The organism is Nocardia sp. NPDC050408 (assembly GCF_044458905.1).
GTDB lineage: Bacteria > Actinomycetota > Actinomycetes > Mycobacteriales > Mycobacteriaceae > Nocardia.
In genome coordinates this window covers 430,914-443,480 of the sequence record NZ_JBITIL010000002.1, presented here as the reverse complement: position 1 = coordinate 443,480, position 12,567 = coordinate 430,914, and the positions used below count along the sequence as shown (strand labels likewise).

Sequence of the window (12,567 nt, the reverse complement as noted above, 5' to 3'; positions counted from 1 at the left end):
TTCAGTTCGGGTGAGTGCCGCTCAAGCGGAATGGCGCACGGTCCCAACGCCATTCGTTGCGCAGCACCACCGCGATCAGGTCGAGCAGATCCAGCTCGACCTCGGCGCGCAACTGTCGCAGCGCGGACCAATCCACCGGTCCGCGCTCGACCTGCTCGCGCAGCCGACTTTCGGACCGCGCAGCTACCTTGCGCCGCAACAGATCTGGAATCCCGACCTTGCTGCCGGTCCACACCAGCCAGCCCCAGCCGTTTGCATGCGCATGGGCGCGACCGGCCGCCGACTTGATCCGATTGATATGGAAGCCGACGTGTCCAAGCGGTTCGACATCGATCAGGACCACGCGGCCATCGGCAAGTCGTGCGACGATGGTGGGGTAGTAGATCCGGTCCGCGCCGTCTACCTCGTAGGCGACCGCACTCGGTTGCTCCTGGAACGTCTCGACCAGATCGCTGACATTCACCGTCCGCAGCAGCCGGGCCTCCAGACCGGAATCGAACCCGATATCACGTCCGACCTTGTCGAGATAGAACCGCCCGCGTCCTTCGTCATCGCCGTCCACTGTCCGCGCCGAGGCGAGCGGCAGGGGAGCGGGGCCCGGTGCGGCGGCGGGCCAATCGACCTGTCCCAGCCATGAATTCAGCTCACTTGTCGCCAGCGGCTCGTGCAGTTTCGCCAACCGCCGGTTCGTCTTCTTCTGCCATGCCATGATCCGCTGCATGACGTATCCGGCGACCCGCTTGGCATCCTCGCCCGCATGCCCTGCCAACCGCAACTTCAGGTAAGCCAACTCATTGGCGGCCAGATCGGTATCGGTCGCGTAGGTCTCCACCAACAGCGCCCGCACCAACTGCTGATCCCGTGTCCCTACCGGATACCGCGCCCCGAAGACCTCGGCCGCTCGATGTCCACTCAACTGCGCTTCCCGCAGAATCTGCGCCACCGCCCGGGTATGCAACTGTCGAACCCGATCCCGCGACAGATCGAATCGAGCACCGATCCGCGCCAACGTCTCCGGTGCCTGCCCATTCACCCCCAGCCGAAACCCCACGATTTCGGCATCGCGCCGCTTGCGGTCACCGCGCATGTCGATCAATTCCCCCAGAAGTTCGTTGATCTCCTCGAGATCGAACGACACGTCCGCGGCGATATCGTCGAGCACCTCGGCATCGTCAGCGGCGCGATCGCGCCCATCGGGCTCGTTTGCCGTCACCTGCACCCCTGACCACGACTCGGCTCCACTCGACATGTGCGCCAAAGCCTAATGCCGACCACCGACAACCCGGCCCATCCCACCACCGGCCGCCGAATCGGGCCCATATGAGTCCGCCGGCTCGAGGCGTCATCGACATCCGCCCCGCCGCCGAACCCAGCCGCCCGAAACCACACCGACCTGACCCCGGCTCACGCCGCAATTCCCCGCGGCGCGAGCCGGTTCGAGACGAGCTAGCGCTCGACCGCCCCGACGATCAGGTCGGTGACCGCCTGCGGCTCGGATACCGAGACCGCATGCGAGGCGGAGATTTCGACGGTGCCGGCACCGGCGCGTTCGGCCATGAACCGCTGCACCTCGATGGGGATGTTCTTATCGTCGGTGGTCAGTAATGCGAACGCGGACACCGACTTCCATGCGGCCGCGGAAGCAGTCTCCTGCAGCGCGGCAAGGGCGACCGGCCGCTGTGTCGCGGCCATCAGCTCAGCCGTTTCCGCCGGAACGTCGGCGGCGAACTGCCGGTGGAACTCCTCGTGGCGGATATAGAGTTCGGATCCCGTGCTCCCGTCGGGCAGGGGGTAGCTCGCCGGACGGGTGGCCGCCCCCAAGGTGGAGCCGGGGAACTTGTCGGTCAGCTCCAGCGCGCTCTCGTTCTCGTCGGGAATGAACGCGGCAATATAAACCAATGCGGTGACATCGGCCTTCCCCTCGGCCGCCACGGTGATGACACTGCCACCGTACGAGTGTCCGACGAGCACACATGGGCCCCCGATGCCGTCGACGACCGACGCGATGTAAGCCGCGTCACTGTCGAGGCCGCGCAGCGGATTTGCGGCGGCGATGACGGAATGTCCTTGTGCGCGTAGGCGTTCGATGACGCCGTTCCAACTGGAGGAATCGGCGAACGCGCCGTGGACGAGCACGATGGTTGGAGCCGTCATAGATTTCTCCTGATCTGTTTGCGGACGAGGTGCGATCACACTGTGTGCAGGGCGGCCTTCAGCGTCGCAACCGCCTGTGCGACAGCGGCTTTGGCGGCGTGGGTATCGTGCATCGCGTTCACCATGACGAAGTCGTGGATGATCCCGCCGTAGCGCGCCTGCGTCACCGGCACGCCCGCCGCGCGTAGCTTGCCGGCGAAGGCTTCGCCCTCATCGCGCAACACATCTGCCTCGGCGGTGATGACCAGTGCGGGCGGCAGTCCGCTCAACTGCTCGGTGCTGGCCCGCAGCGGCGACACGGTGATCTGCGCACGGTCTTCCGCGCTGGTGGTGTACTGATCCCAGAACCATTGCATCCCTGCGCGAGTCAGGAAGTAGCCCTCGGCGAACTGCTGGTACGAACCGGTGTCGAAGTTGGCGTCGGTCACCGGGTAGAACAGCACCTGCTGCGCGAACGAGAGGTCGCCGCGCTCCTTCGCCATGAGCGTCAGCGCGATGGCCATATTGCCGCCGACCGAATCACCCGCGACCGCGATCCGAGACGCGTCGAGACCGTGCTCGGCGCCGTCGGTCGTAACCCACTGGGCGACCCGGTAGGACTGCTCGTTGGCCACCGGGTACCGCGCCTCCGGCGACCGGTCGTATTCGGGAAAGACAACGGCCGCGCGTACCCCGACGGCGAGATCGCGCACGAGCCGGTCATGGGTGTGTGCGTTGCCGAACACCCAACCGGCGCCATGGGTGTAGATGATCACCGGCAATACCTCGGTGACACCTTGCGGCTTGACGATGCGCGCCCGCACCGCCCCCGTCGGACCGCCCTCGACCGTGACCCACTGCTCATCGATCTCCGGCTTGAAAATCGCCGCGTCCTGCACCGAATCCACCGCCTTGCGTCCCTCTTCCGGGGCGAGCTGGTAGAGGAACGGTGGTTGCGAGGTAGCGTCGACGAACTCCTGCGCCGCCTGCTCGAGCGAGATACCCAACGGGTTACCTGACATGGTGGTGCCTTTCTCTTGTGTTGTGGATCAGGACAATTCGGTGATCGCGTCGGTGATGACGGACGCGACCCGGTCCGGATGGGTCTGCATCACCAGGTGCGGTGCGTCGATCTCGACCACCGCCCGCAGCCCAGCCCGTCGATAGCCGTAACGCTCGACATCCGGATTGATGGTGCGGTCGGAGCTGGACACAATTCCCCAGGCCGGCTTGGTCTTCCAGGCTGCGGCTGTGGCGGCCTCACCGAACGCGGTTGCCGACAGCGGCCGTTGTGACACCGCCAGCACCCGCGCCTTCGCGGCGTCGACTCCAGCTGCGAAAATAGCTGGGAACGCGTCGATTTCGACGGACACATCGGTTCCGGTGGTCTCGCCGTCGACCGGATACGAGGTGTAGACCAGATGTGCCGCCAGCTCGGAATCCGGGAACCGGCCCTGCAATTGGCCAAGGCTCTCGCCCTCCTCCAGCGCGTAACCGGAGACATAGACGAGGCCGACGACATTCTCGGCAACGCCGGCGACGGTGATGACCGCGCCGCCGTAGGAATGCCCGGCCAACAACACCGGACCGTCGATCTGTTCGACGACCGCCCGGATGTAGGCGGCGTCGCCGGACAGACTGCGATTGAACACCGGCGGTGCAGCGACCCGGTGGCCCTTGTCGAGCAGCCGCTGGGTGACCGGCGACCAACTCGACGCATCGGCGAAGGCGCCGTGCACGAGTACAACGGTTGGGGTTGACGCGGGGGACATCGCGGTCCTTTCTCGATCTGGCGCTGTGTCCAAAGCAGTTTCCGCTGCCTCCTGTCGCCCGCGCCCCCCTTTACCGGCCGGAAATGCCCCCGATCAGGACACGGCCGCCGCGAACTCGGTGCCTATGGTCGATCCGGTTGTCCGGAAACGCTGCTGATACTTGCGCGGCGAAATGCCGAGCCGCGCCACGAACGCCCGCCGCAATGCCTCGCTATTGCCGTATCCGGCGGCCATCGCCGCCTCGGTCACGCTGTGTCCAGCGTGCAGCATATCTCTGGCAACCCCGAACCGAATGAACGCGACATACTCCCCGGGCGAACGTTCGAGCTCCGTGCGGAACAGCCGGGTCAGGTGCCGGACGCTGATGCGCGCGTGCGCGGCGAGGCTCTGCACGGTATGCGGGTACGCGGGGTCCGCGCAGATCAGGTCAACGACTCCGCGCAGCAGCGGACTGCGTGGCGCGGGCCCGCTCAGTGATGCCGAGAACTGCGACTGTCCACCGGCACGTTGCATGTACACCACCAGTGACTGTGCCACCCTTCGGGCGACATCGGCACCATGATCCTCCTCGACCAGCGCCAGCGCGAGATCCACACCGGCCGCGACACCGGCCGAACTGTAGAGGTTGCCGTCACGCACGAAAATCGCATCCGGTTCCACCAGCGCCGCCGGAAACCGGCGCGCCAGGTCGGCCGTGAACTTCCAATGGGTCGTCGCCCGCCTACCGTCGAGCAGTCCGAGCTGGGCTAGGACGAACGCGCCACTGCAGATCGACGCAATCCGCCGGGTATGCGACGACAGGTACCGCGCCGCAGCCAGCATCTCGGGAGTCACGAATTTTTCCACGGGCAACTCGCTGCCCGGAATCACCACTGTGTCGAAGCGACCCGCCTCGGCCGCTGCGCAGCTCACCTGCGTGCGCGCGCCGATCGAGGTGTGCACGTCCTTGCCGTCGGCCGAAACGAGTACCACCTCATAGCCCGCCACCGACTGGTTCGCCTCCACGAATACCTCTGCGGGACCGACGAAGTCGAGCATCTTGACACCGTCGAAAACCAGCACACCGACTCGCCTGCGGGCCGTACCGCCGAATTTTACGGACATGTCAACCAGTATTATGGAGGTACGCCTCCAGAACAAGTGAGGTGCTCGACATCACGACCCGGTTGGTACGGTGAGCGCATGGGACGGCCGCGACAGTTCGATGAATCGAACCTGCTCGATGCCGCGACGGAACTGTTCTGGTCGAAGGGGTTCGACGAGACGTCGGTGGAGGACGTATCCCGCGCGACCGGTGTCGGGAACGGCAGCATCTACGCCGCCTTCGGCAATAAACGCGGCCTGTTCCTCACTGCCTTCGAGCGCTATTGCGAACGCCGGGCTCGTTTCGTCCGCGAGGTCGTCACATCCGCGTCCGGTTCACCGCGCGCCGCCGTCCGGGCCCTGTTCCAAGCGGTCATCGACGACTGTGCCGCCCGGCCCGACCGCCGCGGTTGCCTGATGATCAACAGCATCGCCCAACTCGGCACCCGCATTCCCGAAGTCGCCATCATCGGCACCCACACCACCGCTGCCATGGAAGAAGGCGTAGCCGACCGCCTACGAACCGCCCTGCCCGATAGCGCCCCCGCCGACCCCGCCATTGTCTCGGCTCTCAGCGCCCACATCATCGTCATCTCCCAGGGCCTGATCCAACTGAGCCGCTTAGGAATCCCCACCTCCCGCCTACGGGAAATCGCCGACATATCCAGCGCAACCCTGCCATCCCCGTGGGCTGACCAACTGGTCCATTGACATCGGCAGGACCTGCGCTCATGCGTGCAGGGAGCCGCTGAGGTCGCGTGGCTCGTTGTCATCGGTCATGCGTCGTTCGGCGGCGCGCCATCGAAGGTGGTTCCGGACCGTGCCATCGCGGACTCGGGAGCGCCTACCGTTTATCCGGCTACGCGCGGGGCAACCGGGTAACGAAACGTCGTCTACCTCGGAGGACTCGCCATGGTCGATCTATCTGCCACAGTCGTGCGAAGCGCGTTCGCAGCCGGCGCCAGACTCCGGCATGCGCGGGTCTTCCATCCTGACGGACTGCACCTGTCGGGTCGGCTGCACGCCGAATACGAGTTCGAGAACCTGTTCGGTAGCGGTGAACGGGCCGTCATTGCCCGCCTGTCGAAGGGCACCGGGCTGCCGGGGGCCGTACCGGATGTGCTCGGGTTCGCCTTTCGCGTGCTGGATCGCGACGACAAGCCATGGGACTTCGCCCTTGCGACCACGGGCCGCGGCATAATCGGTCGGTTCGTGATCACCGTCGCTACCGGCTGGGCCCGCGCCAGGTACGGCGGCCTGATGCCGTACCGTTTCGGCAATTCGATGCCTACCTGGGTATTCGCCGAACCTGATGCGGCACAACCGAAATCCGCCTCCATCGAAGCACTCGAAGAATATCTGCGCGAGCACGAGGTGCATTTCGATCTGATCGGCAGCGCCATCGGCGGCCGGACCCGCAAACTCGCCGAGATCAACCTGCGCCTGGCCGAGGGCGAGCAGCGGACCGACTACTTCGACCCGATGATCAATCATCCCGCCGAGGTCGAGATGGTCCCGAAGGTAATCCGGCAACTTCGCGAGTTCGCGTACTCGGGTAGCCGCCAGGGGCGTGGTGAGGCGCCGTGAGGCACAAACAAAGTCAGCCCCGGTAAGAACCGGGGCTGACCTGGTAAAACGGTGGTGCGCGATACTGGGATTGAACCAGTGACCTCTTCCGTGTCAGGGAAGCGCTCTCCCGCTGAGCTAATCGCGCGAGGTGGAGACGGGAATCGAACCCGTGTGCACGGCTTTGCAGGCCGTTGCCTCACCACTCGGCCACTCCACCGTGCGAAGGGGGAAGGCTTTACTATTGCCTGGCCCTACTCCTCGAGCGGATGACGGGATTCGAACCCGCGACCCTCACCTTGGCAAGGTGATGCGCTACCAGCTGCGCTACATCCGCATTTGCATCTCCGGGGGCTTGCGGCCCGCCGTGGTGCGAGACAGAACATTAGCCGACGTTCGGCGCAACCTACAAATCCGCTGGTAGAGAGGCCTGAAGTTGAATTACATCGGTGTTGTTCGCGAGGTGCGATAAGGCGCATCGCGGGGCGAAGGTGTCGGATAGGGGGGGCGCACCTTCGTTTGCGCCACATCCGGACCGCCATGGGGCGGGAACGTAGGCAAGCGGCATCGCGGTCGATGGGGTGATCCATGGCTACCCACCCGATGTGACCCCTCCGGGAGCTGCTGCACTACTTCGCAATTCACGAGTCCGCACCAATGCCAGTCGCAAAGCTCGACGGCCGATCATCGCTGTCGGGGTGGCGATTTGGTGGGACGCCGGTAGTGCGTGCTAAGGTTCCATCTCGTTCGAACGGCTGCTCTGCCGCCGCTCGAGCGCCGAGTTCGGTCCCATAGCTCAGCGGGAGAGCGTCCGCCTCACACGCGGAAGGTCGCTGGTTCGAAACCAGCTGGGACCACCCATTCGATCAGGGTCGGTGCGCCAAGGGTGCCCGGCCTTATTTCTTATCGGCGCAGTGCCCGCCACGTCTCCGCTCCGTGAATCGGAATCCTCTTGCCTGCTGTGACTTGGGTCACATTTTGATAGCAGTAGACCACATCCGCACCATAAACCTTTCCATGTGCTTTGCGAAGTCTTTACTATTGCGCCTGACCTTCGTGCCATGGGGTCACTGCTCCACGAAGTTGCTCCATGCGGAGCACACGTAGCACCCAGCGTTCTCCAGAAAGCTTCGCCCGCCGCTCGCTTTCGATGCCAGTACATGTTCGACCGATGAACCGATCGGCTTCACGCCGTTTCGGCGAAGGAGAATAATGTCCACCGACACCGATCCCGCACCACGGACGTCGCCGCTTCGCGCAAGTCTTCCAGCAAGTCTTGCCGCCGTCGGCCGCCATGACCTACCCGCTTCAGTCGTGGTTTTCCTTGTCGCACTACCACTTTCGCTCGGTATCGCGGTCGCCTCCGGCGCGCCGGTCGCCGCGGGCCTCATTGCCGCCGTAGTCGGCGGTGTCGTCGCCGGGCTACTTGGCGGCTCGGCTGTGCAGGTCAGCGGGCCGACGGCGAGTCTTGCCGTCGTCGTCGCCGAGAGCGTGCACCAATTCGGCTGGGCCGCTACCTGTTTCATCACCATTGGTGCGGGCCTATTGCAGATCCTGTTCGGACTCAGTCGCGTTGCGCGCGGCGCACTCGCCATCGCACCAGTGGTGGTCCATGCGATGCTGGCCGGTATCGGCGTCATCATCGCGCTGCAACAGGTCCATATTCTGCTCGGCGGCAATTCGCTGAGTTCCTCGTTCGCCAGCCTCACTCAGCTACCGCATCAGTTGATGTCGGTCCATCGCGGCGATCTGTTCGTCGGCCTGGTGGTTATCGTCATCCTGACCGGCTGGAAGTTCCTCCCGCGCTCCATCCGGGTCGTACCGGGGCCGCTCGTCGCCGTGCTGGTCGCCACGCTCCTGTCGCTGGTGGGGCCGACTCATGTCGAGCGCGTCGTGCTGAACGGGTCGCTGCTCGATTCCATCGGTTTGCCCGCGATCCCGTCCGGCAGTTGGTTCGCCGTCGCGATGGCGATGGTGACGATCGCGCTGATCGCCAGCGTTGAGAGCCTGCTCTCGGCGGTCGCGGTGGACAAGACGCGGCCCGACCATCGAACCAATTTCGATCGCGAACTGATCGGGCAGGGCTCGGCCAATGTGGTGTCGGGTCTGCTCGGTGGTCTGCCGATTGCGGCAGTGATCGTTCGCAGCATTACCAATGCCCATGCCGGCGCGCGTACCAGGGCCGCGACGGTACTGCACGGCGTGTGGATCCTGCTGTTCGCGGTCGCGCTGGCCGGGCTGGTGCAGCAGATTCCCAAGGCGGCGCTCGCGGGGCTGCTCATCCTCATCGGCGTGCAACTGGTCAAGCTGGCCCATATCCGGTTGGCCCGGCGCAACGGCGACCTGTTCGTCTACGTGGTCACGGTGCTGGGTGTGGTGTTCCTGAATCTGTTGCAGGGCATGGTGATCGGTCTCGTACTTGCCTTCGGCCTGCTGCTGTGGCGCGTGGTGCGGGTGACCATCCACGCCGAACCGGTGGTCGACGCCCACCGCTGGCTGGTCACCATCGATGGCACCTGCACCTTCCTCGCGCTGCCCAAGCTGACCGCGGAACTGGCGAAGGTCCCCGCGGACGTCGACGTGACCATCGAGATGACGGTCGACTTCCTCGACCACGCCTCCTATGAGCTGATCACCGACTGGGCCGGTCTGCGTGCAGTCGCGGGTGGCGCAGTCGATTTCGTCGAAATCGGTAGCGCGCGTATGGCGACCGCGGTTGCGGGTCCGCCCGAGCGTGGGCGCTCGCGTCAGGTTATCGATGAGGTCATCGGACCGTGGCGGCGGACGGGTAATCGGGCCGATCCGATCGCGGCCGGTATCGCCGCCTATCACCGCGGCCACGCCCATCTGATGCGTCCCCATTTGCATGGATTGCGCAACCGGCCCGACGCTGACACCTTCTTCCTGACCTGTGCTGATGCCCGCATCGTGCCGAATGTCATCACCAATAGCGGGCCGGGGGATCTGTTCACCGTTCGCAATGTGGGCAATCTGGTCCCGGCCGGCGGCAGTGATGTCTCGGTGGAGGCCGCGCTGGTCTATGCGCTGGAGAAGCTGGATGTGCGGGCGGTGGTGGTCTGCGGGCACTCCGGTTGCGGCGCGATGGACGCACTGCATCAAGCGGTGCACACGGGACCGGGGCTCGGCGACTGGCTCGCCTACGCGCGGCCGAGCCTGGACCGGTTCCGGCTCGGACATCCGGTCGCCGATGCCGCGGCATTCGCCGGATTCGGCCCGGTCGACCAGCTCGGCATGGTGAATGTGGCGGTGCAACTGGAACGGCTGCATGCCCATCCCGTGGTCCGGCGGGCGATGGAGGAGCGGGGCGTGGCGGTCTCCGGACTGTTCTTCGATCTCGCGACCGCCCGGGTCATCGAGGTGACCATGGACGGCATCGCCGAGTTCGACGACGAGCTGACGGTCGAGGCGTTCGATGGGTTGGTCGATGTGCGGGGCGTGGCTGCCGAGCCCGTCTAGTCGCGTGCTGTCGGGCCGAATGATGCGGCCCGACAGGACAACTCGGCACGGATGTGTCGCGTTTCACACCGATTCGGAGGTATGGATTCGAGCATTTTTCGCCAAGTTCTCAGGCTTTGCTAAGTCTTTACCAATAGCCTTGATGCGATTTACCTCTCGACCCATCGCCGTGTCGGGAACTGCTTCACCGCGATATGCCGGTTCGCGGTCTGTGCCCTGCTGGACATTTTGATCGTCAACCGACCTCGGCGTTCGCGCCGAGTCGGCGAAGGAGAAGTCAATGGCTATTGATAGCGCTGTAGCCGCACCACCGTTACCGCCCACTGAACAGGGCAAGGGCCATCGCAGTTCCGAACCTCTGTCGGATCGTCTGACGTCGATCCTGCGCCACGATCTGCCGTCCTCTATCGTGGTCTTCCTGGTCGCGTTGCCGCTGTCCCTCGGCATCGCCGTCGCCTCCGGCGCGCCCGTCGCCGCCGGGCTCATCGCCGCCGTCATCGGCGGCATCGTCGCGGGCACGCTCGGCGGTTCGATGCTGCAGGTCAGCGGACCCGCCGCGGGTCTGACCGTGGTCGTCGCCGAATCCATCAACCAATTCGGCTGGCGGACAACCACGTTCATTGTCGTCGCGGCCGGTGTGCTGCAAATCCTATTCGGGCTCAGCCGGATTGCGCGGGCCGCGTTGGCCGTCGCGCCGGTGGTGGTGCACGCGATGCTCGCGGGCATCGGCATAACCATTGCGCTGCAACAGGTTCACGTGCTGCTCGGTGGGTCCTCGCATAGTTCCGCCTGGAACAACATCACCCAGTTGCCGTCGCAACTGTTGTCGCTGCACGGCGATGACGCAATCATCGGCGCGGTGGTCATCGCGATCATGCTCGGCTGGCGCCGGGTGCCCGCCAAGGTGCGGGTGGTGCCGGGACCGCTGGTGGCGGTCTTGGTCGGCACGGTGTTGTCGCTGGTGCTGCCCTTCGAGGCCGAGCGAATCGTGTTGAACGGCTCGCTGTCCGACGCCATCGGACTGCCGCAGCTCCCCAGCGGCAACTGGTCCGCGGTGGCGCTGATGATTCTGACCGTCGCGCTCATCGCCAGCGTCGAGAGTCTGCTATCGGCGGTGGCCGTGGACAAGATGCATACCGGTAAGCGCACCAATTTCGACCGTGAGCTGATCGGTCAGGGCTCGGCCAATGTGCTCTCGGGTCTACTAGGCGGTCTGCCGGTTACCGGCGTGATCGTGCGCAGTGCCACCAATGTGCAGGCGGGTGCCCGCAGCCGCGCTTCGGCGATACTGCACGGCTGCTGGATTCTGCTGTTCTCGGTCGTCCTGGCCGGGGTGGTGCAGCAGATTCCGAAGTCCGCGCTCGCTGGTCTGCTGATCGTCATCGGTATTCAGCTGGTGAAGCTGGCCCACATCAAGATGGCCAGGCGCACCGGCGATCTGCTCATCTATGCCGTCACCATCGTCAGCGTGGTCTTCCTTAATCTGCTGGAAGGCGTAATCATCGGTCTGGCACTGGCTTTCGGTCTGCTGCTGTGGCGCGTCGTGCGAGTTGCCGTGGCGGCCACGCAGATTCCCGGTTCGCAGCGCTGGCTGCTGACCATCGACGGCTCCTGCACCTTCCTCGCGCTGCCGAAGCTGTCCGCGGAATTCGCGAAAGTGCCCGCAGGCGTGGACGTCACCGTCGAGATGACGGTCGACTTCCTCGACCATGCCGCCTTCGAAGCCATCGAAGACTGGGTGCGGCAGCAGGAAAGCACCGGCGGCGCAGTCGATTTCGTGGAAATCGGCAGTGCGCGGATGGCGCACGCGACCGCGGGTCCGCCCGCCCGCGGATTCGGGCGTGCGGTGCTCGACGAGATCCTCGGCCCGTGGCGCGGTGACGACGCGAATGCCGACCGGGTGACCTCGGGTGTCGCCGCCTACCATCGCAGCCACGCCCATGTGGTGCGGCCGCATCTGGACGAACTGCGTGACCGTCAGGATCCCGATACCTTCTTCCTGACCTGCGCGGACTCCCGAGTGGTTCCGAACGTCATCACCAACAGCGGACCCGGTGACATGTTCACGGTGCGCAATGTGGGCAATCTGGTGCCGGACAGCGGAGACGCGTCGGTGGAGGCCGCACTGGTCTTCGCGCTGAACGAATTGAATGTGCGGTCCATCGTCGTGTGCGGGCATTCGTCGTGCGGAGCGATGAAGGCGCTGCATTCCGGCGCCGACACTGGACCGGGTATCGAACCCTGGCTCGCCCATGCCCATCCGAGCCTGGAGCAGTTCCAGTTCGGGCACCCGGTGGCACAGGCGGCCGCGGCCGCTGGATTCGGCGAGGTCGACCAGCTGAGCATGGTGAATGTGGCCGTGCAGTTGGAGACGCTGCACCGGCATCCCGCGGTGCGCGCGGCGATGGGCGAGCGTGATGTGACGGTATCGGGCCTGTTCTTCGATATCGCCAGCGCGCGTGTTATCGAGGTGACCGTGAACGGCGTCGCCCATATCGACGACAACGGCGCGCGGGTCACGCCGGAACTCGTCTGA

At 65.2% G+C, this 12,567-nt stretch carries 9 protein-coding genes and 4 tRNA genes; 5 read left to right on the top strand and 8 right to left on the bottom strand.

Features of this window, described 5'->3' with window-relative positions:
* Position 1: 1 nt before the first annotated feature.
* The 5 genes from ACIBJI_RS06850 to ACIBJI_RS06830 form a co-directional block, all read right to left on the bottom strand.
* Positions 2 to 1,213: a sigma factor-like helix-turn-helix DNA-binding protein gene (locus ACIBJI_RS06850; protein WP_364339966.1), complete on the bottom strand. Its 1,212-nt coding sequence runs from the start codon at positions 1,211 to 1,213 to the stop codon at positions 2 to 4.
* A gap of 233 nt (positions 1,214 to 1,446) precedes the next feature.
* Entirely contained in the window at positions 1,447 to 2,154 is a 708-nt protein-coding gene (locus tag ACIBJI_RS06845; RefSeq protein ID WP_397083305.1) for an alpha/beta fold hydrolase, read from the bottom strand.
* Positions 2,155 to 2,189: 35 nt separating this feature from the next.
* Positions 2,190 to 3,155, bottom strand: coding sequence for an alpha/beta hydrolase (locus tag ACIBJI_RS06840; protein WP_364339971.1), 966 nt, complete (start codon positions 3,153 to 3,155; stop codon positions 2,190 to 2,192).
* A gap of 27 nt (positions 3,156 to 3,182) precedes the next feature.
* Positions 3,183 to 3,905, bottom strand: a complete 723-nt coding sequence (locus ACIBJI_RS06835; RefSeq protein ID WP_364339973.1) for an alpha/beta hydrolase — start codon at positions 3,903 to 3,905, stop codon at positions 3,183 to 3,185.
* Between the two features lie 93 nt (positions 3,906 to 3,998).
* Positions 3,999 to 5,009: a GlxA family transcriptional regulator gene (locus ACIBJI_RS06830; protein WP_364339975.1), complete on the bottom strand. Its 1,011-nt coding sequence runs from the start codon at positions 5,007 to 5,009 to the stop codon at positions 3,999 to 4,001.
* Positions 5,010 to 5,087: 78 nt separating this feature from the next.
* Between ACIBJI_RS06830 and ACIBJI_RS06825 the strand changes: the two genes are divergently transcribed.
* Together ACIBJI_RS06825 and ACIBJI_RS06820 are read left to right on the top strand one after the other, a co-directional pair.
* Positions 5,088 to 5,699 (top strand): TetR/AcrR family transcriptional regulator, encoded by a 612-nt coding sequence (locus tag ACIBJI_RS06825; RefSeq protein WP_397083303.1) that lies wholly within the window; start codon positions 5,088 to 5,090, stop codon positions 5,697 to 5,699.
* Positions 5,700 to 5,900: 201 nt separating this feature from the next.
* Positions 5,901 to 6,575 carry a phosphodiesterase gene (locus ACIBJI_RS06820; RefSeq protein WP_364339979.1) on the top strand — a complete coding sequence of 225 codons (675 nt, stop codon included), beginning with the start codon at positions 5,901 to 5,903 and terminating at the stop codon, positions 6,573 to 6,575.
* Between the two features lie 52 nt (positions 6,576 to 6,627).
* Here ACIBJI_RS06820 and ACIBJI_RS06815 read toward each other — a convergent pair.
* From ACIBJI_RS06815 to ACIBJI_RS06805, 3 genes are all read right to left on the bottom strand, one after another.
* Positions 6,628 to 6,702, bottom strand: a tRNA-Val gene (locus ACIBJI_RS06815).
* 1 nt (position 6,703) lies between these two features.
* Positions 6,704 to 6,774 (bottom strand) — tRNA-Cys (locus tag ACIBJI_RS06810).
* Positions 6,775 to 6,818: 44 nt separating this feature from the next.
* Positions 6,819 to 6,891 (bottom strand) — tRNA-Gly (locus ACIBJI_RS06805).
* A 448-nt stretch (positions 6,892 to 7,339) separates the two neighbouring features.
* Here ACIBJI_RS06805 and ACIBJI_RS06800 point away from each other — a divergent pair.
* From ACIBJI_RS06800 to ACIBJI_RS06790, 3 genes are all read left to right on the top strand, one after another.
* Positions 7,340 to 7,411 (top strand) — tRNA-Val (locus ACIBJI_RS06800).
* Positions 7,412 to 7,766: 355 nt separating this feature from the next.
* Positions 7,767 to 10,031 (top strand): bifunctional SulP family inorganic anion transporter/carbonic anhydrase, encoded by a 2,265-nt coding sequence (locus ACIBJI_RS06795; RefSeq protein WP_364339981.1) that lies wholly within the window; start codon positions 7,767 to 7,769, stop codon positions 10,029 to 10,031.
* Positions 10,032 to 10,311: 280 nt separating this feature from the next.
* The gene (locus ACIBJI_RS06790) at positions 10,312 to 12,567 is read left to right on the top strand and encodes a bifunctional SulP family inorganic anion transporter/carbonic anhydrase (RefSeq protein WP_364339982.1); all 2,256 of its coding nucleotides are present in this window, start codon (positions 10,312 to 10,314) and stop codon (positions 12,565 to 12,567) included.